The following is a 20,241-nucleotide window of genomic DNA, read 5'->3' on the forward strand; positions in this document are numbered from 1 at the left end:
TGGAGGTCGATGGTGTCATCGAAATGGAGTTCCGGAGTGTCTTCGACTTCGGCCTGCGGGTGCTCAGTGAGCAACGCGACGAAAACCGCCCGATGCTGTGGGCTGAGGCGTCGCACTCGGAAGCTCAGTTGTCCGGTCGTGTGTGAGCCTCTCGATGGCAGAGCAGCCGAGCTCTGGTCGAAACCCGGTGACACAGCCTTCGAACCCGCGCACCGGCGTCCGTGCCCCACGCTGCCTTGGTATTTTTTGCTTGCCCGATGCCGATCTCCCCGAAAGGGTGGTGCCGGTGCGCCTCAAGCGCACCTAGGCTGAAAAACGTCGGGCGTCGTGCCCGCGTGGGGGATAAATGCGTACTCGTTTGGCTTTTCTTGTTGTGCCAGCACTCGCGGCAGCGTTGCTCACCGCAACGCCACCCCCAGCCGCGAACGCAGCAACCCCCGCCGCTGCGAACGGCAGCGCGCTCACCGGCACCGGCACGGTCGCGGCCTCCACTCTCCTGGCGCAACTGACGGTTGCGCCGTCGGCCCCCGCCGGCTACGACCGCGCGCTCTTCGTGCACTGGATCGATTCCGACGGCAACGGCTGTGACACCCGTCAGGAAGTGCTGATCGCGGAGTCGCTGGTTCCCGTCGTCAAGGGGTCCGGGTGCACGATCGTGAGCGGGCAGTGGAATTCCTGGTATGACGGCGCCACCTGGACCAACCCTTCCGACGTCGACATCGACCATTTCGTGCCCCTGGGCGAGGCCTGGGCGTCCGGGGCTTCTCACTGGACCCCGCAACAACGCCAGGATTATGCCAATGACCTCGGCAACCCGGCGAGCCTCGTCGCCGTGACGGACAACGTCAATTCCTCTAAGAGTGACTCGGATCCGAGCAACTGGATGCCGCCCCTGCCTGGTGTTGCGTGCCAGTACGTGGTTGATTGGGTTGCGGTCAAATACCGGTGGAACCTGTCGATTGACGAGGCCGAACAGTCCGTGCTCGGCAACCAGATCACGGGAGCGTGCGGAGACCCGCAACTCGAGGTCCCGGCCCAGATGATCGCCCAATCGGCGGCACCCACGGTCGAACGAATCAGCGGCGCTGACCGCTACGACGTGGCCATCAACCTTTCCCTGAAGAACTATGTCCAGGGCGCGCCGACGATCTACATCGCCAAGGGCACCAACTACCCCGACGCCTTGAGCGCCGCGCCGGCCGCAGCTGCCGCCGGTGGGCCGCTCCTCCTCACGCTTCCAACGGAACTCCCCGACAAGGTGCGGGACGAGATCGCGCGACTCAACCCGTCGAAGATCGTCGTTGTGGGCGGCGTCAACTCGGTTTCTTCGTCGCAATTCGAGTTGCTCCAGACGCTGGCACCAGACGTGCTCCGCATCGGCGGCGCCGACCGGTACGAGGCATCCCGAAATCTCGTCGACTACGCGTTCGGCGCGACGGGAGCCAGCCGGGTCTACCTGGCCACCGGGCAGAACTTCCCTGATGCCCTCGCCGCGAGCTCCGCAGCGGGCGCGCGCAACGGGGCGGTGCTCCTCGTTCCCGGGTATCAGACCTCGCTGGATGCGCCGACGACCGCGCTGATCACCCGACTCAACCCGACGGATGCTGTTATCGCCGGTGGCACGGCATCCGTCTCAACCGGAATCGAGGCCGCCGTTCGCAGCCTGGGGCTTCCCGGCGGTGCGATGCGTCTCGGCGGTGCCGACCGTTTCGTCGCCGCTTTGAACATCAACAAGGAAGCGTTCCAAATTGCCGACACGGTCTATCTCGCCACCGGCTTCAACTATCCGGACGCTCTGGCCGGCGGAGCGATCGCAGGCAAGGCGAAGGCGCCGCTCCTGCTCGTCCCGACCAGCTGTGTGACTCAGAAGATCATCGACGAGATCCATGCACTCAATCCTCGCCGCCTCGTCATTCTCGGTGGCACGAACTCCGTCACGGCCGCCGTCGAGTCGCTGACCCTGTGCGTGACAAATCCGTCGATCTATGTCGGCTACGTGTGTAGCCCTCAGCCCGGCTTCTCGATGACCGCCACGAATCCCAACGACTATGCGATCACGGTGGACTTCTCCGTCGATTCCCCGGCGGCCACGGTGAACGGCATCGCCATTCCGGAAGGCGGCACCGTGGTTCTCGGTCGCAGTGAGCTGGGCGGCATCGGTGAAGACACCGCCGCCCGAATTCATGTGAAGTTCCAGGGCGTGGACGTGTATGCGAAGACCCTGTCCGCTGACTGCGTTGCCCCGCCGCCCCCGGCACCACCTGAGCCGCCTGCACCGCCGGCAAGCCCTGGCGACAGCAAGAACTGCGGAGACTTCGCAACCTGGTCCGCGGCGCAGGCCTGGTTCCTGACCTACCTGCCGTACTACGGCGATATCGCACGCCTCGACGGGAACAACGATGGAACGGCCTGCGAATCGCTGCCCGGCCATCCGTAGCCGTTGAGTTCGCTGGTGATCAAGCCTGTCGAGATCCGGGTCTCGACCGGCTTGGCCATCGGGCGCTGTAGAGTTTTTTCTGGCGTTGCGAATGGGTGACGTTCCGCACTGGATGCGACTTCCGGTGCAATGATCCTGCTAGAGGAACCACAATTCACATGACGACACTTCCCCGCCTGGTGGCCTTCGACCTCGATGACACGCTTGCCGCCTCCAAATCGCCGCTCGACCCGCGCATGGCGGAACTCTTGGTCAGCCTGCTCGGCGTTGTCGAGGTGTGCGTGATCTCCGGCGGGCAGATCGCCCAGTTCCACATGCAGCTGATCGACAACCTCGAGGCCGTGAGTGACGACATCCTTTCGCGCCTGCATCTGATGCCCACCTGCGGCACCCAGTACTACCGCCACGTCGAGGGTTCCTGGACCCAGATCTACGCCGAATACCTGACCGACGCCGAGAAGACGGATGCCCTCGCCGCCGTCGAGATCTCCGCGCGTTCACTCGGCTACTGGGAGAGCGACACGTGGGGTCCGATCCTCGAGGACCGCGGCTCGCAGATCACCTTCTCCGCCCTCGGCCAGGCCGCCCCTGTCGCCGCGAAATCCGCGTGGGACCCAACGGGCGAGAAGAAGAACACCCTGCGCGAAGCCGTGCAGGTGCTGCTCCCCGACCTCGAGGTTCGGTCCGGCGGGTCCACCTCCGTGGACATCACCCGGCGCGGCATCGACAAGGCCTATGGCATGAAGAAGCTCGCTGCCCTCACCGGCGTGCCCCTCGACGACATGCTCTTCGTCGGCGACCGCCTCGACGAGAACGGCAACGACTACCCGGTCAAGGTTCTCGGCGTGGAGTGCGTCGCCGTCGAGGGCTGGAGAGACACCGCAGCGTTCCTCGAAACGCTGATTCCGCTTCTGAGGGATGCCGCCGCGCGCCGCTGAGCGCCCCTGACCGTCTGATCCCGGAGCCAGCTTTGGCTCAAATGACCCAGATCAGCTGAGCCAAGGCTGAGTCGGCTCACCCGATGTAGCTGGCCGACCCGGCTCACCCGATGTATCCGGCCAGTTGGGCTTGCACGTTGTTGCTGACGGAGGTGGTTCCGCCGAGCACGACGATTCGGGCGGGGTTGAGCCGGTCGAGTTCGGTTTGGATGTCGGCGGGGATGCTGTCGCTGGTGACGAGCAGCAGTGGTGCGTCCTGCATGCCGGCGACGGGGGCGGCGGAGAGGGCGTCGGGGAAGGTCATTCCGCTGCTGATGTAGACCGCGGCGACTCCGGGGTTGAAGCTGGCGCGGGAGATCCCGGCGGAGGTCGTGAACCGGTCGGCCCCGGAGATGCGGGTGACGGCTGCGGCGCCGGTGGTGTATCCGGCCAGTTGGGCTTGCACGTTGTTGCTCACGGAGGTGGTTCCGCCGAGCACGACGATTCGGGCGGGGTTGAGCCGGTCGAGTTCGGTTTGGATGTCGGCGGGGATGCTGTCGCTGGTGACGAGCAGCAGTGGTGCGTCCTGCATGCCGGCGACGGGGGCGGCGGAGAGCGCGTCGGGGAAGGTCATTCCGCTGCTGATGTAGACCGCGGCGACTCCGGGGTTGAAGCTGGCGCGGGAGATCCCGGCGGAGGTCGTGAACCGGTCGGCCCCGGAGATGCGGGTCACGGTTTCGATCGAGCTATCCGCCAGCGCCACCGTCACCGTGGCGACGCCTTCGGCGATGGACTGCACCCGCNTGGCGACGCCTTCGGCGATGGACTGCACCCGCACGCTCACCCCGCCGGAGCGCGTGCTCAGGCTCTCACTGGCCAACAGAAAGAGCTTGTGGCCGTCGCGCGAGACGGTGTCCGGCTTCAGCAAGACGACCGACGTGCCGTCGGCTCGGGCGGTGAGCACGCGCACGCCCGGCTGCACACCGACACCGCTCAGGTAGCCGGTTTCGTAGAGCGAACCGGCGTCTGCGCCGCCGCCCCCGCGATAGTCCACGTAGTAGAGCTGGCCCGTGCGCGGGTCCGTGATCCTCAGCGCCTGCCGGCCGGAAGCCGCTCCGGTCGAGGCGACGGCTGTGCTGAACGACTCGCTGGCCTTGCCGGGCGTCAGCGTCAGGGACTGAACCTCGTCCGATCTGGTCGCGCCCAGCCGCAGTTGGTGCGAGATGTTCAACGCGGTCGGCCGGGCGTTGGCGACGATCGCTCCGTTCCAGGTCACCGACCAGGCGGCGCCCATCACGTCGAACGCGTCGCCGTATGCCTTGTCGTAGCAGCCGTCGGAGTAGGTGCCGGCCGCGCCGACGCTACCCTCGGTGATCGTCGCATCCGGGCAGAAGTGGGTGTTGGAGTGCATCAGGCCCAGGTTGTGGCCGAACTCGTGCGCCACGATGTCACCCTGGTTCGCATTGCCGACGGATGCCCAGACCATTCCACCGTTGGCCGCGCTCACCGCTGCGGAGGGAGTGCCGAGGCTGCCGAGTCCGGTGCCGCCGCAGTCTGCCGGCACGAGCACCAGCAGGTGCTTCGAGCCGCTCGACAGGTACGCCGACATTCCGCCGGTTTGGCCGAATTTCGCAGCCGCTTCCTTCCAGGCGTCCTGCTGCTGGGAGCAGGAGTAGGGGCTCGTGTAGCGCTTGATCTCGGGGTTCGGAGTCAGCGACGTCACCTGGTTGTTGCTCTGGGCCGTCCAGTAGGCGCCGGTTGTGGCCACCAGGCTGCGCACGGCGGAGTCGTCGAGCGTCGACGCCCACCCATTCGAGCCGCTCGGCACCACGACGGCCACGTCAACGGTGTGCGCCGCCTGCACGTAGGGAGCGACTGGGATGTCGTCCGCCGGGTCGAGGGGAACGACCAGGGCCTCGGGCAGTCCGAGCACTTCCTCGGGGCTGACCGTGTCTTCGCCGGGCGGAGTCGACGTGATCGCGTCGCTCGCCGTGACGGGTGCGGGCGAGGCGGATGAGGCCCCGGCCGGCACCATTGCCACGCTCAGAATCACTGCCGTGGCTACCGTAATGAAAGTTTTCGACCACCTGAAGCGTGTTGTCAACATGCGACCGTCCCCCTGAAGCGCTGAATTGCGGCGCCGATGCCTGTGAAAGCAGCGATTCGGGTCGCGGCAACAAAGTTCTTGAACAGTGTCTAATTTGAGTGTATCCACACACCCGGGGTGCCTGTGCAGCAGATCTGAGCCGAGGCCCTCACGCTCGGCGAGGGGAACGATCATCTGAATATCGTCGCGGCTGTCCCGAGTCTGGCGGCGACGGCGACAGACTCGGATTCGTTTCCTGAACGGCCCATATTCACGGGGGAAAGCCCGGGCTATGTTGTCGACACCGTTCTCTTGAGCGGCCTCAGGAGGCAACCCGAATGCCGAACGGAACAACCGATTCGTCGCGCCACAAACCCCCCGAGCCGAGTCCCGGCGGGGCTCACCAAGCGCCGCGGAAACGTCATCCCTGGCGCATCGCCCTGGGTGTGCTCGTCACGGTTGTGCTGACCACCATCGCCGCGGGCGGCATCTATGCGTTCAGCCTGACCCGCGCTTTCGACACTGGCACCGAGAAGATCTCGAAGGCCTTTCCCGACGAGGCCTCTCGTCCGCCGGCCGGCCAGTCCGCACCGGGCGTCGTCGGACAGGCCGGCGCCGGACCGGCCGCCGCCGGACCGGATGCCGCCCCCGCCGACCCGTCTGCAGCGTTAGACGCGGTTCCCGACGGGCAGGCGCAGAACATCCTCCTACTCGGATCGGACACCCGCGGCGCCACCGGGAAAAACCTCGCCGACATCCGTGGCGAGCGCTCGGACACCATGATGGTGGTGAACGTGCCGGCCGATCGCAAGAACCTCTTCGTCATGTCGATCCTGCGCGACAGCTGGGTCGAGGTGCCTGGGCACGGGCAGGCGAAGATCAACGCCGCGCTCTCCTGGGGAGGGGTGCCGCTGGCCGTGCAAACCGTAGAAAACCTGCTCGGCACCCGCATCGATCACGTGGCCGTGGTCGATTTCTCCGGGTTCGAACAGGTGACGGATGCCCTCGGCGGCGTCAACGTCGACAACCCGATCGGTTTCGACTCCTACCACCTCAAGGGGCACTTCTTCGATAAGGGGTTGCAGCACCTGACCGGCACCGAAGCCATCGCCTTCGCGCGGGAGCGGTATGCGTTCCAGGACGGCGACTTCCAGCGGGTGCGCAACCAGCAGCTCATCATCAAGAGTCTGCTTTCCGCCGCGATGCACAAGTCCGTGCTCGCCGATCCGGTGAAGACGTCGGGTCTGCTGGAGACGGTCACGCCCTATCTCGCCGTGGACGACGGCTTCGACTCCGCCTACCTGACGTCGCTGGCCTGGGAACTGCGCGAACTGCGGCAGCCGCAGGTCACGTTCTTCACGATGCCGACCGACGGAACGGGAACATCGGGCGACGGCCAGTCGATCGTGAACGTGGACTGGGAGGGTCTCGACGCCGTGCGCGAGGGCTTCCAGACCGACACCTTGAGCGCCTACCGGCCGGAGCTGCAGACGATCGGGTAGCGGTGCGCCCGGCTCGACGTGCCCCCCCCCCCCGAGGAGTGGTTTTGACCTCAGATCGGGGGGCACTCGTTCTGGGTTGATGCCGCAGTCAATTTCTGGATTCTGATCAGGCAAATCGCAGTAGGGTTCAGTGAGGGGACACCTCTGCATGTGTGTGCGCATCTTGGCCGGCCGTCATGCCAAGAATTTGGGATCTACTCGTGGGGTATACGCTTCGTCGCATCCGAGAACGCAGCTTCGCTGACGGCGCGTGGTGACTGAAACGCGCACTGCGCATTCGTCAAACGCCGGAAGAACAGGGAAGGCCGGCAGAACCGTGCACGCCGGAGATACCGGGCAGGCCGGTGTGTCCGGCAGGTTCGGTCAGCGGGCCGCCACGGCCGCGATCTGGATGCTGGTCCTCGCCTCGATCGTGCTGCTCCCCGACGCGTTCGTGCGGTGGTTCCTGCCCAAGGATGTGCTGGCTGCGATTGCGGTGGCCGGGGCATCCGTCGCCGTGGCCCGTGGGCGGCTGCCGCGCTGGTTCGCCGTGGCCGCGGGGGTCACCGCGGTGCTCGCGCTGTTGAGTGTGCTGATATCCGCGGCCCCGGCGGCGCAGCTGTGGGGACGGTGGCCGCGCTACGAGGGGCTGATCACCCTGCCCGTCTACTTCGGTGCGGTCTGGGCCGGGGCGCGGTTGCTCGGACCCGACGCGCCGGTCGCGAAACTACGCACGCTGGCGCGGGCCGTCGCGACCGCGGCCATCGCCCTGGGTGTGGTGTCGCTGCTCGAAGCGGTCGGTGCCGGGCCGTTCCCGTCGGACCTCGCACGACCCGGATCGCTCACCGGCAACGCCACCGACCAGGGCATCCTCGGGGCGTTGTTCCTGGCCGTGCTGGCGCTGCCCACGCTTCGCGCCTGGACGGGGCCCGCCGGGTCCGGGGGAGTCGGATCGGGTCGTATGGCGCCGGGTCGGGGGGCGCCGGGCCGTGGGGCGCCGGGCCGTGGACGGGCGCCCCTTTCCGCGGCTGACCTCGGCACCGGACGGGCCGAGCGGGCCTGGATCACGGCCGGGATCCTGTTGGCGGTGACTTCGGTCATCTTCTCTGCCTCGCGCGCGGGGCTGCTGGCCGCCGGAGTCGTGGTGCTCGTGCTTCTCTCGCTCGAGCTCGTGCGCCTCGGGCGCCCCTTCGCCCGGCGCATCGCCCTCAGCGGGATCGCCGCTCTGCTCCTCCTGCTCGGCGGAGCCCTCGCGGTGCCGTTCACCCGGGGCCGGCTGCTTGGCAGCAGCCCGCTGTCGACCTCGTCGCTGGAGGCCCGCTTCACGTTCTGGCGGGACAGCCACGCGGTGCTCGGCAGTCATCCGTTCGGCGTCGGCGTCAGTGGGTTCCTCAATGCGAATGCGGCCGCGTCCGCCGGCGAGAGCACCCTCGACTCGCCTCACAACTGGCTGTTCCAGGCCGCCATGGCAGGCGGCATCCCGCTGCTGGTCCTGATTCTCGGCATCGTCGTGGCCGCGGCCTCCGGCGGCCTGCGGGCCTGGCGACAGGTGGCCTGCAGGGAGACGGATGCCGCGCGCGGCTCTGCGGCGCACGCCGCCGCCGTCCTCGCCCGAGCGGATGCCGCGCGTGGCGACCTGCTTGCCGCCGCACTGGCGGGCCTGTCCGGCTTCGGGGTTGCGCTGCTGACGCACTTCACCGCGCCGTCTACCACGATCCTCGCGGCCGTTCTGGTCGGGGTGCTGGTGGCGGGCGCGCCGTGCGGGCAGTCCGGCGGGCAGCTTCGCGGTCTCGGCGGGCAGCTTCGCGGTCGGCTCGGCTCTGCGGCGGCGCGGTCGGCGGGTGGCGGTATCCGGTCGGTGGCGCTGGTTGGCTGGGCGGTCTGGCTGGTCGTGCTGATGAGTGCGGAGGTGCCGCTCGCAGCCGGTGTGGCCGGGGCGGCGCGCGGCAACATCGCGGTCGCCGAGGAGTCGTTTGAGAGCGCCCAGAGGCTGCGACCCTGGGATGCCGACCTCGCGAGCATTGCGGCGCAGTCCTTCGCTGCGGCAGCGGATGCGCAGGTGCCCGGCGCTGCGCCCCGTGCCGTCGCCTGGGCGGAGCGGTCGCGGGCCGTACTGCCCGACACCGTGGCCACCGAGCGGGCGCTGGCAGCGGGGCAACTGAGCGGCGGGGATGCGGCTGCCGCCGTGCGCACGCTGGACGCCCTGGCCGTTGTTGCGCCCCAGGACGTCGCGGTGGCGGTGCAGTATGCAGTTGCGTTGTACGTGTCCGGCGACATTTCCGGTTGCGACGTCGCGGTGCGGCGCGCACTCGCGCTGGACCCGGCCGAGCCGACCGCCCTGCGTCTGCGCGACATCCTCTTCTCCAAGTAGGCCCGCCCCTGCTCGCCCCGCCCCTGCTCGCCCCGCCCCTGCTCGCCCCGCCCCTGCTCGCCCCGCCCCACTCGGTCGGGCTGGCAGCTGCGGCTAATTCAGGAGAAACCCGGCCGAGGTCATCCGTCACCCCGGGTTTCCGGGGGCTGTGCCGCGCATCCAGCCCAGATCTCCTGAGTTAGCCACCTGTGAGTCCGGTGGCCGGTGCCTCAGCTGGCATAGCTCCTGCAATTCGCGGCCGGAGGGCCATGCCAGGCCGGGTCGGGCACATCCGTCAGAATCTGCAGGAGTTGTGCGCGGCCGTAGGGGGCTAACTCAGGAAAACCGAGCCGGCTGCGGCTTGCGCCCCCGGAATTACGCAACGAATACCGAGGCCCATCCCGGATCTCCTGAGTTAGCCACAGAAAAGGCAAGTGCACGTGCCGACGGGCACCCCGGCGCACACCCGCACCCGACCTGCAGTCCCCGTCAGCGCCCGCGGCCGCCGCGCAACAGAACCAGCCCGAGCACCGTGCCGACGGCGGCCCCGACCGTGTTCGCGACCACATCGGCGAGGGTGGCGAAGCGGTCCGGCAGGAAGATCAGCTGCCCGAGCTCGATGGTGCAGCTCGCCGCGAACCCGACCAGCACGGCCAGCCACCACCGTCGTGCGCCGGCCACGAGCACGACGAACAGGCCGACCGGCACGAACAGGGCGATGTTGGCGATGAACTCGACCAGGCCGTAGCGCACCCAGCCGGGCGCGCCGTGTTCCTGCAGCCAATCGATAAGGGCCAGGAGTGAATCGTATGCCGCCCGGTCGACCGGCACCGGCCAGAACGCGATGAAGGCCAGCGCGACCAGATAGGCGAGCATGAGCCAGGGCGCCCACCGGCGCAGCCGGGTGGGCACGGCTCCGCCCGCCGCGGCAGGGCCCGGCGGTCTCGGCGGGGGAGTGCGACTCGCGTCGGTCATGTCTCGCCTCCCGGTACGTCACGGTCGGCAACCGACGGCGCCGGGACCTGACCGCAACACTGTCGATCTATTTACCGTAGACGCATCCGTGCGCGGGGGCTCGCAAATACGCTCTGAGCCGAAGGATGCCCACCGCCGACCACTTCTATTCCGGTCGAGAGTGACCGGTAAAGCGGGGGCTCTCGACCGGAACGGGCACCCTCACGACGGGAACCCCGCCCCTACCGCCCGGCCGACACCCGCTTCGGCAGCACGAAGACGAGCAGCAGTGCCAGCACGCTGAACGCCGCGCTCACGCTCATCGCCGCGGTGGCGCTGTCGGTGAAGCCGGCGGCGACGGCCTCCGCACCGGGGCCGGCCACGACCAGCGTGCCGAAGAAGACGCTGCCGATCACGGCGATGCCCACGGCGCTGCCGACCCGCTGCATCACGCCGACCACGCCGCTGGCCGCACCGGCCTCGGAGCGGTCCACGGTCGCCACGATGAACTGGGCGTTCGGCGCGATGAAGAATCCGCTGCCGAGACCCGCGATCAGCAGCGGCGGCAGCAGCTCCCAGTTGGTGATCGCCGGGCCGATCAGGAGCAGGGCCAGCCAGACCCAGACCAGGCCGATGGTGACCAGGGACACGCCGATGATCAGCACGGTGCGGCCGAGCCGCTGCGCCAGCCGGTTGCTCTGCGAAGCGCCGATGATGGTTCCGATCGCGAACGGGATCGATACCAGCCCCGACTCGAGGGCGGTGTGCCCGAGGCCGGCCTGCCAGAGGATCGAAATGGTGAAGAAGATGCTGGTGAACGCGGCGAAGTAGACCAGGGCGAGCACGATGCCGCCGGTGAACGCCGGATGCCGGAACAGCCGCGGCGGCACCAGCGGGCTCTTGCCCCACCGGGTGTACGCCACCTCCCAGAAGCCGAATGCCACAATCAACAGCGCCCCCGCTGCCAGGGTCAGGTAGGTCCAGAGCGGCCAGCCCTGGTCCTCGCCCTCGATCAGGGGAACGAGCAGCGCCACGAGCCCGCCGGAGATCAGCAGCAGGCCCACCCAGTCGATGCCGCCGCTCGGGGTGCCCGGGGCACGTTCGGAGCCGGCCGGCAACAGGATCGCCGCCGCGACGAGGGCGACGATGCCGATCGGCAGGTTGACCCAGAAGACCAGGCGCCATCCGTTCTCGTCGCCGAAGGCCTCGATGATCAGGCCGCCGATGATCGGGCCGAGCGCCGTGGATACGCCGATCACCGTGCCCATGATCGCGAACGCCTTGCCGCGGGTGATGGGCGGGAACAGAAGCTGGATCACAGCGGTCACGGCCGGCACGAACATGCCGCCGGCAAGCCCCTGCACGACCCGGGCGATGATCAGCTGCAGATCGTTCTGCGCGAGCCCGCAGGCGAGGCTGGCCAGGGTGAACAGCAGCAGACCGGTGAAGAAGACCCACTTGTGGCCGATGCGGTCGCCGAGCCGCCCGGCCGGGATCAGCGCGATCCCGAAGGCGAGCGCGTAGCCGGAGATGATCCAGGAGAGGGTGGCCTCCGAGGCATCCAGGCTGGTACGGATGGTCGGAAGCGCCACATTCACGATCGTGGTGTCGAGCAGCGCCATGAACATGCCGGCCAGCAGCACGATCAGGGCCTGCCAGGCATGCCGTGGGATAGCGACAGGTGCGGGGAGACCCGGGCTGGAATCGGTCATGACATGATCCTCTCGCGCTTCTGGCCGCGCCGGCCCGGTCGCACCAAACACCAACTACCAAACACCAACTACAAAAACCCCCACTCCGAAGAGTGAGGGTTTTGCATATCTGTCGGGGTAACAGGATTTGAACCTGCGACCTCGTCGTCCCGAACGACGCGCGCTACCAAGCTGCGCCATACCCCGATGGCCCGTAAGCCTTGACAAGTATAACCCCCCGGATGCCCTACCACGACCATCCGGCGCCGAGCCTGCCGATACCCCCGCTACGCTGCCGTCAGCGTGAGCAGGGTCGCCTCCGGTGCGCAGGCGAACCGCACCGGCGCGTAGATCGACGTGCCGAGCCCCGCGGACACGTTCAGGTACGAAGTGTGCAGTCCGGAGTCCCAGAGGCTGAGGCCCTTGACCTGCTTGCGTGGGATGTCGCAGTTGGTGACGAGGGCGCCGTACCGGGGAACGCACACCTGCCCGCCGTGCGTGTGCCCGGCCAGGATCAGCTGGGCACCATGGTTGACGAACGAGTTGAGCACACGCTGGTAGGGCGCGTGGGCGACGCCCACCGTGAGCGTCGACCGCGGAGGGGTCGCCTCCTCGGGGTCGGGCCAGTGCTCCTCCGACAACGGGTCGTTCGCGCGCAGGTCGTCGATCGCCCGGGTGATCAGGTCGAGGCGGTCCAGCCCGATGTGCGGGTCATCCACCCCGAACAGCTCCAGGTGGGTGCCGTTGATGTCGAGCGCGGCCGCCGCGTTGTCGAGGTCGATCCAGCCGAGGTCGCCGAACACCCGGTGCAGGTGGGCGATGTCGAGCTTCTCGTGAAACGCCGAGCGAAGCGTCGACGGGGCACGGAAGTACCGCATCGGGTTCTTCAACTGCGGCCCGTAGTAGTCGTTCGACCCGTTGACAAAGATGCCCGGAATGCCGCGGAACGGTTCGAGGGCATACTCGATCCCGGAAATGCCGTCGGCGTGACCGAGGTTGTCGCCCGTGTTCACGATCAGGTCCGGCGCGAGGTCGGCCAAGCCGCGCACCCAGTCCTGTTTATCCCGCTGCCACGGTGCCATGTGCAGGTCGGAGAGGTGCAGCACCTTGATCGGGGCGGATCCCGGCGCGAGCACCGGAACGAGAACCTCGCGGAGGGTGAACATGCGGCGCTCCACGAGAGAGCCCCAGGCGAACGCGACGACTCCGGCCGCGGCTACCACCCCGGCGCTGACGGCCAGGGAGGTGCCTGCGGAGTTGGCGCGGGTCATCCGTTGCCCCCGCCGTTCGCGTCGGGTTTCGCGTCGGGCTTCGCGCCGGCGGCAAGCTTGCCGACCACGATCGTGACGGAGCTGCCCGCCGCGGCGCCGGAGCCGGCGGTCGGTGTCATGGAGAGCACCGTGCCGACCTGCTTCGGGTCGGTGACGTCCTGCTCCTGCTTGACGATGCCGAAGCCCTCCAGGGTGGAGGTAGCTTCGGCCTCGGTCTTGCCCACGACATCGGGCACGATCTTGAGCGCGCCGTTGCTGGAGTAGACGGTCACGGTCGAGCCGCGGCTGGCGCTGCTGCCGCCGGCCGGGTCGGTGCGGGCCACGGTGCCGGCGGGCATCTCGGAGTCGGTCACACCGCCGTCGACCACGTCGAAGCCGGCCGAGGTCAGGGTGGAGGCCGCTTCGCTCATCGACTTACCGCGCAGGTCGGGGACCGGAATCTGAACGGCCTGCAGCACCTTGTTGGATGCCTCGGCGAAGGCGTCTCCGCCGTACTTCGCGTTCGCGACGCTCATCACCTCCGGCCACATGCGGTGACGGGCGGTGGCAGCCGTGCCGCCCTCCCAGTCGTCCACGAGACGCTGGTTGATGTCGCCGGTGACGCTGACGACGCCGATCACCGTGGCGACCTTGGTGCTCGCGCCGCTCATCCAGGTGTCCTTGTTGCCGTCGGTGGTTCCGGTCTTGCCGATCATCGGCACCTTCGGGGAGGTCGCGGAATTCGACGCGCGTCCCGAGCCTTCGGTCATCACCTTTTGCATGGCATACGTCATGCCGGCGTCGACCTCAGGGGTGACCGCCTGGGTGCACTTGGTCTGCGGCGGGGTCATGTCGACGCCGTCGCCGCCGACGATCCGGTCGATCACGATCGGGCTGCAGCTGACGCCGTTGTTGGCGATGCCGGCGAAGGCGATGGCCATGCTGAGCGGCGCGACCTCGTTCGTGCCGAGCACGGCCGAGGGGCCTTGTTCGAGAGGCTTCAGGTCGGCGCGGCCCACTCCGAAGGAGTTGGCCATCGTGGCGATGCCGCACTGGTCCAGCTTCTTCGCCATGCCGATGAAGCCGGTGTTGATGGAGTCGATCGTCGACTGCAGCGCGCTGTAGTTGGTGCCGGGCTCGTTCGCGTCGTTCTTGGGGTTGAAGACATAGCTCTGGTTGCCTTCACAGCTGTTCTTGAACACGCCCCAGTCGCTCTTGCGGCGGGAGTCGACGCGCTCGTTGAGCGTGTGCCCCTGGGTCAGCCACTCGGCGAGGGTGAAGACCTTGTAGGTCGAGCCGGGCTGGAACCCGAGCGAGCCGCCCTCGTTGGAGTTGGTGTTGTAGTTGATGCCCGTGTAGTCATTATTGTTCTCGGTCACGGCCGGGTCCTGGCTGTAATCCTTGTTCTGGGTCATGGCCAACACTCGGCCGGTGCCCACCTCGACGCTGGTGATCACACCGCCCACGTCCCAGTCCCCGTACTGCTTCGGCACGTGCTTCTTCATGGTGGTCTCGGCGGCGTTCTGCAGGTCGAGGTCGAGCGTGGTGTAGATCTCGTAGCCGCCACGACGGAAGTTGGCCATGCGGGTGACTTCGTCTTCACCGAAGGAGGGGTCGTTCCGCAGGGTGTTGACGACCAGGTCGCAGAAGTAGGCGCTGCCGCCGGCTGTCGCACACCCGGTGCTGGGTTCCGTGATGGTGGGCTCGATCACGGTGGCCAGGGCGGCGTCGTGGTCTTCCTGGGTGATCTTCTGGTACTTGAGCATCTCGCCCAGGATGTAGTCGCGGCGTTCCTTGTTGGCGGCATACCCGTTGGCGACGCCGTTGGTTTCGCTGTCCGGGTTGTCGAGCTGGAACTTGACCGGGTTGTTCACGATCGCCACCAGGCTCGCCGCCTGCGCCAGTGACAGGCCCGCGGCGGTGGTGTTGTAGTAGTAGTTGGCGGCCGATTCAATGCCGTAGACCGTGCCGCCGAAACCGGCGATGTTCAGGTACTGGCGAAGGATGTCGTCTTTCGCGTACTGCTTCTCCACGCCGATGGCGAGGCGCATCTCCTTGAGCTTGCGGTCGGGGGTGGTCTCCGTGGCCGTGTCGTAGCAGCTCATGCGCTTCTTTTCGTCGGCCAGAGCCTCGCACTTCTGCACCTGCACGTTTTTCACGTACTGCTGGGTGATCGAGGAGCCGCCGCGCGCGGTGCCGGTGGCCACGGTGCTCACGACGCCCTTGACGGTGCCCTCGAGGTCGATGCCGCCATGCTCATAGAAGCGGGGGTCCTCGCCCGCGATCACGGAATCCTTCACGAACGGGCTGATCGCGTCCCACTCGACTTCCACCCGGTTCTGATCGTAGAACGAGGCCAAAAGCAGGGGGCTGCCGTCGGCGTTGGTCGCGTAGATGTTGCTCTTCTGCGCCAGCTGGTCGATCGCGAGGTAGTCGGGGAGGCTCTCGAACATGTTGATCGTGTTCGTGGCTGTCATACCGGAGAGGGCCAGAGCGGGGGTGACAGCGGCGGCGACGAGGACGCCGGCCACGGCGCTCATCCCGACGAAACCGAGGAACCCGCCGAGCGCTCCACTGACCGTACGATTTTTGGCAGACATACTATTGAGACTAAGTGACAAATCTGAATAACCGCCTGAATCGGAGCCTTATGCCTGCCTGGGAGTACCTTACGACGCCGCTGATGATTCACAACACAGCTGCCATTTTGAACAACTGGGGCTCGGAGGGCTGGGAGCTCGTGCAGGTCGTTCCCGGACCCGAGGGTGGGCTTGTCGCCTACCTCAAGCGCCCCGTCGCCACCGAAGGAGCCTGAAACGTGGCGCAGATCGCTGCCCGGCTGGCCGAGCTCGGCATCGAGCTGCCGAGCGTCGTGCCGCCCGTGGCCAGCTATGTGCCGGCCGTGGTCTCCGGCTCGCTGGTGTTCACCAGCGGTCAGCTGCCGATGATCTCGGGGGCGCTGCCGGCCACCGGCAAGGTCGGCGACGGCCACGGACTCGTGCCGGCCGCCGACGCCTATGACTACGCCCGGCAGTGCGCGCTCAACGCGCTTGCCGCCATCCAGGCCGCGATCGGATCGCTGGACCGAGTCACGCAGGTCGTCAAGGTCACCGGCTTCGTCGCATCCGACCCGTCGTTCACCGGCCAGCCCGGTGTCGTCAACGGTGCCTCCCAGGTGCTCGGCGAGATCTTCGGCGACCGGGGCGTGCATGCCCGCTCGGCCGTCGGCGTCGCTGTGCTGCCGCTGGATTCCCCGGTCGAGCTGGAGCTCATCGTCTCCTTCGCCTGAGCCCCAGAAAGCGGGCAGGCCCACTGGGCCTGCCCGCTTTCGTGTGTCTACTCGGGTGCGTGCCCGAACGAATTGGTTAGACGCTGGTTACTTCAGGGTGGACATGATCGCCGTCATCACCGAGGTGTCAGCGAGGGTGGTGGTGTCACCGACCTCGCGGCCCTCCGCGACATCCTGCAGCAGACGCCGGATGATCTTGCCCGAGCGCGTCTTCGGCAGCTCGCTCACGATGAAGATCTGGCGGGGCCTCGCGATGGCACCGATTTGCTGGGACACGTGCGCCCGCAGCACGGCCTGGATGTCCGCGTGCGAGGACTCCTCCAGGTGGCTGTACTTGATGATGACGAACGCCACCACCGCCTGGCCGGTCGTGTCGTCGTGCGCGCCGACCACGGCCGCCTCGGCGGTCATCGGGTGCGCCACCAGCGACGACTCGATCTCGGCCGTGGACAGACGGTGCCCCGACACGTTCATCACGTCGTCGACCCGGCCGAGCAGCCAGATCTCACCGTCACGGTCGAGGCGGGCGCCATCACCGGCGAAGTAGCGCGGGTTCTCCGATCCGAACTTCTCCCAGTACGTCTCCTTGAAGCGCTCCGGGTCACCCCAGATGCCGCGCAGCATCGACGGCCACGGTTCGGTCACCACGAGCAGGCCACCGTTGTCGCGGCCCACGTGGTTTCCCTCGTCGTCGAGCACGTCGATCACGACGCCGGGGATCGGGCTCTGCGCCGAGCCGGGCTTGGTCGTCGTCACGCCGGGCAGGGCGGAAATCATGATCGCGCCGGTCTCGGTCTGCCACCAGGTGTCGACCACCGGCGCGACATTGCCGCCGATGACCTCGCGATACCACATCCACGCCTCCGGGTTGATGGGCTCGCCCACCGAACCGAGCAGGCGCAGGCTGGTCAGGTCGAAGCCCTGCGGGATCTGGCGACCCAGCTTCATGAAGGTACGGATGGCCGTGGGCGCCGTGTACAGGATGCTCACCTTGTACTTCTCAACGATTTCCCACCACCGGCCGGGGTGCGGGGTGTCCGGGGTGCCCTCGAAAAGCACCTGGGTGGCGCCGTTGGCGAGCGGGCCGTAGACCACGTAGCTGTGGCCGGTGATCCAGCCGACGTCGGCGGTGCACCAGTAGACATCCGTCTCGGGGTGCAGGTCGAACACGTTCTTGTGGGTGAACGCCACCTGCGTGAGGTAGCCACCGGTGGTGTGCAGGATGCCCTTGGGCTTGCCGGTGGTGCCGGACGTGTAGAGGATGAACAGCGGGTTCTCGGCCGGGAAGCCCAGCGCCTCATGCTCTCCCGCGACCGAGGCGAGCTCGTCGTGCCACCACAGGTCGCGGTCGAACCACTCCACGAAGCCGTCGGTGCGCTTGACCACGAGCACGTTGCGCACGGTGGTCTCGCCGCCCTCCAGAGCCGCGTCGACGGCCGGCTTGAGAGCGGACGCCTTGCCCTTGCGGTAACCGCCGTCGGCGGTGATCACGAGCACGGCGCTGGCGTCATCGATGCGCGAACGGAGGCTTTCGGCGCTGAAACCGCCGAAGATGACCGAGTGCACGGCGCCGATGCGGGCCACGGCGAGCATCGAGATGACGGCCTCCGGGATCATCGGCAGGTAGATCGCGACGCGGTCCCCGGCATTCACGCCGAGTTTTGTCAGCACATTCGCAGCACGCTTCACTTCGGCAGTGAGCTCGGCATATGTGATGTCGCGGGAGTCTCCCGGCTCACCCTCGAAGTGCAGCGCGACCCGGTCGCCGTTGCCGGCCAGCACGTGCCGGTCGAGGCAGTTCCAGGCCACGTTCAATTCGCCGTCTTCGAACCATTTGGCGAACGGTGGATTGGTCCAGTCCAGGGTTTTTGTGAACGGCTTATGCCAGTGCAGAAGCTCGCGGGCTTGATCAGCCCAGAATTTCAATCGGTCGTCCGTGGCGTCCTGATAGATCTGCGGCTTCGCGATGGATTGTGCGGCAAATTCCGGTGTCGGCGGGAATCTGCGGGATTCATGGAGAAGGTTATCGATCTTGACGCTCATAGGTATGTCGCTCCTTTGCGATGCGCTGCGTGTATCGGGCGCGTTAACCAGCCCCTCCTGAACCCTACACGGCGACATGTGTCGCCCAGGTTGCGCGGAATTGCGGCGAGTTCCCACCCCCAATTGTGGTCTCATCAGGCACCCGGGTTCTGTGTCCTCATTTATGAGGACACGGGGGACTTGCGCATCTGTAATTCCCCTTGTACATTTGTCTTTGTCTGAACGAAAGTTTTGACCTGCGGTGTGTCTGGTTCCCCCCAATCAGCGCACTGCCGAGGCGGCACCTGTTCCCCCCAATAGGTGCCGCCCCCCTTTTTAACCTTTGGTTTTTCGCGGTGGCGCGTCCCGGTCCTCCCCAGCCGGCGGTCGGCCCGGGTTCTCCTCGATCCGGCGCAGGGGCCGGATGCGCTCCCACCGCCGATCTAACGTCGGGGCATGCCCGAGCCGTTCGTCGCCGTCCCGTCGTATGGCAGGTCCGTGCCTGCCCGCCCTCCCAACGGTGCTCCCGACCGCCGCACGGATGCCCGGCCGCCCGGTGCGCTCAGCCCCGGTGTGCTCAGCCCCGGTGTGCTCAGCCCCGGTGTGCTCAGCCCCGGTGTGCTGCCGGCGATCCGGCCCCTCGACGTGTTCGTGCTCGGCCCGCTCGCCGAATTCGCCGCCGACGGCGAGGTCACCGATCTGTTCGTCAACGGCGCCGCCGGGCTGTGGGTGGATGCCGGCCACGGACTGCTGCACGCCCCGCAGTGGAGCTGCCCGGAACCGGCTGTGCGGGAATTGGCGGTGCGCCTGATCGCCCTCGGCGGGCGCCACATCGACGAGGCCAGCCCCTGCGTCGATGTGCGGCTGTCCGACGGCATCCGGGTGCATGCGGTGCTGCCGCCGGCGTCGAGCACGGGCACGCTGCTGTCCATCCGGCTGCCTCGCGCCGAGCGGCTGAGCCTCGCCACGCTCGCCGCCGGGGGTCTGTTCGGGGTGGGGGAGGCATCCGTCGCCGTCGCTGACCGGCTGCGCGTGGCCGTGCACCGGCGCGAGAACCTGCTCATCACGGGAGCCGCCGGCAGCGGCAAGACCACCCTGCTCGCGGCGCTGCTGGGCGAGGCACCGCCTGGGGAACGCATCGTGGCCATCGAGGACGTCGCCGAACTGCGCATAAACCACCCGCATGTCGTGGCGCTCGAGGCACGGCAGCCGAACCTCGAGGGTGCCGGCCGGATCGGCCTGGAGAGTCTCCTGCGCGAGGCGTTACGGATGCGCCCCGACCGGCTGGTGCTCGGCGAATGCCGCGGTGCCGAGATCCGGGAGCTGCTGGCCGCGCTCAACACCGGCCACGACGGCGGCGCCGGCACCCTGCACGCGAACTCCCTGCACGACGTTCCGGCCCGACTCGAGGCCCTCGGCGCTCTCGCCGGACTAAGTCCGGAAGCGGTGGCGCGGCAGGCGGTGAGCGCGATCGGGCTGGTGCTGCACCTCGAGCGCCGCGAGGGCCGCCGCCGGCTCGCTCCGCTCGGCCGGTTCGCGCTGGACGCCCGGGATCGCCTGCTGGTGATCGCCGCGGCCCCGGGGAACCGCTGGGCCCCGGGGGAGTCCGGCCCGCCCAGACCGGTCCGCACACACGGGCGGCGGGCCGCCGCGCCCGCCGAGACTGGAGAGTCGGAATGAGAGTCGGCACAAGACTCGGCAGGAGAGTCGGCAGGAGACTCGGCACGTGGCTCGGCGTGAAACGGCGGCACGGTCCGCCCAGCC

Annotated in this window: 13 protein-coding genes and 1 tRNA gene; 7 read left to right on the forward strand and 7 right to left on the reverse strand. The window is 67.8% G+C overall.

The annotated features are described in order from the left end of the window. Positions 1-358: 358 nt before the first annotated feature. Entirely contained in the window at positions 359-2,437 is a 2,079-nt protein-coding gene (locus E3T25_RS17305; RefSeq protein ID WP_241980582.1) for a cell wall-binding repeat-containing protein, read from the forward strand. Positions 2,438-2,595: 158 nt separating this feature from the next. Beyond that, positions 2,596-3,375 (forward strand): HAD-IIB family hydrolase, encoded by a 780-nt coding sequence (locus E3T25_RS03275; protein ID WP_134372156.1) that lies wholly within the window; start codon positions 2,596-2,598, stop codon positions 3,373-3,375. Positions 3,376-3,478: 103 nt separating this feature from the next. On the opposite strand, the gene E3T25_RS17735 is transcribed toward E3T25_RS03275, so the two are convergent. Then, positions 3,479-5,635 carry a cell wall-binding repeat-containing protein gene (locus E3T25_RS17735; protein ID WP_134372158.1) on the reverse strand — a complete coding sequence of 719 codons (2,157 nt, stop codon included), beginning with the start codon at positions 5,633-5,635 and terminating at the stop codon, positions 3,479-3,481. Between the two features lie 143 nt (positions 5,636-5,778). On the opposite strand from E3T25_RS17735, the gene E3T25_RS03285 reads away from it, so the two are divergent. Then, positions 5,779-6,942: an LCP family protein gene (locus E3T25_RS03285; protein ID WP_134372160.1), complete on the forward strand. Its 1,164-nt coding sequence runs from the start codon at positions 5,779-5,781 to the stop codon at positions 6,940-6,942. Positions 6,943-7,258: 316 nt separating this feature from the next. After that, positions 7,259-9,292, forward strand: a complete 2,034-nt coding sequence (locus E3T25_RS03290; protein ID WP_134372162.1) for an O-antigen ligase family protein — start codon at positions 7,259-7,261, stop codon at positions 9,290-9,292. 468 nt (positions 9,293-9,760) lie between these two features. On the opposite strand, the gene E3T25_RS03295 is transcribed toward E3T25_RS03290, so the two are convergent. The 5 genes from E3T25_RS03295 to E3T25_RS03315 form a co-directional block, all read right to left on the reverse strand. Continuing rightward, positions 9,761-10,246, reverse strand: a complete 486-nt coding sequence (locus E3T25_RS03295; protein ID WP_134342597.1) for a VanZ family protein — start codon at positions 10,244-10,246, stop codon at positions 9,761-9,763. Between the two features lie 221 nt (positions 10,247-10,467). After that, positions 10,468-11,937, reverse strand: coding sequence for a DHA2 family efflux MFS transporter permease subunit (locus tag E3T25_RS03300; protein WP_134372164.1), 1,470 nt, complete (start codon positions 11,935-11,937; stop codon positions 10,468-10,470). Between the two features lie 112 nt (positions 11,938-12,049). After that, positions 12,050-12,123: transfer RNA gene (locus E3T25_RS03305), tRNA-Pro, on the reverse strand. Positions 12,124-12,203: 80 nt separating this feature from the next. After that, entirely contained in the window at positions 12,204-13,187 is a 984-nt protein-coding gene (locus E3T25_RS03310; RefSeq protein ID WP_104099394.1) for a metallophosphoesterase, read from the reverse strand. Further along, positions 13,184-15,766 carry a transglycosylase domain-containing protein gene (locus tag E3T25_RS03315; protein WP_134372166.1) on the reverse strand — a complete coding sequence of 861 codons (2,583 nt, stop codon included), beginning with the start codon at positions 15,764-15,766 and terminating at the stop codon, positions 13,184-13,186. Before E3T25_RS03315 ends, E3T25_RS03310 begins: the two co-directional genes overlap by 4 nt. Before the next feature lie 50 nt (positions 15,767-15,816). Between E3T25_RS03315 and E3T25_RS03320 the strand changes: the two genes are divergently transcribed. After that, entirely contained in the window at positions 15,817-15,981 is a 165-nt protein-coding gene (locus tag E3T25_RS03320; RefSeq protein ID WP_134342594.1) for a Sp36 family protein, read from the forward strand. Positions 15,982-15,984: 3 nt separating this feature from the next. Further along, positions 15,985-16,455: a RidA family protein gene (locus E3T25_RS03325; RefSeq protein WP_134372168.1), complete on the forward strand. Its 471-nt coding sequence runs from the start codon at positions 15,985-15,987 to the stop codon at positions 16,453-16,455. A gap of 87 nt (positions 16,456-16,542) precedes the next feature. Here E3T25_RS03325 and acs read toward each other — a convergent pair whose 3' ends face one another. Then, a complete protein-coding gene (gene acs, locus E3T25_RS03330; protein ID WP_104099397.1) occupies positions 16,543-18,498 on the reverse strand; it encodes an acetate--CoA ligase in 1,956 nt (651 codons plus the stop codon). Positions 18,499-18,933: 435 nt separating this feature from the next. On the opposite strand from acs, the gene E3T25_RS03335 reads away from it, so the two are divergent. After that, positions 18,934-20,157 (forward strand): TadA family conjugal transfer-associated ATPase, encoded by a 1,224-nt coding sequence (locus E3T25_RS03335; RefSeq protein WP_134372170.1) that lies wholly within the window; start codon positions 18,934-18,936, stop codon positions 20,155-20,157. The last annotated feature ends 84 nt before the right edge of the window (positions 20,158-20,241 follow it).

The sequence above is a fragment of the Cryobacterium sandaracinum genome (genome assembly GCF_004403415.1).
GTDB classification, from domain to species: domain Bacteria; phylum Actinomycetota; class Actinomycetes; order Actinomycetales; family Microbacteriaceae; genus Cryobacterium; species Cryobacterium sandaracinum.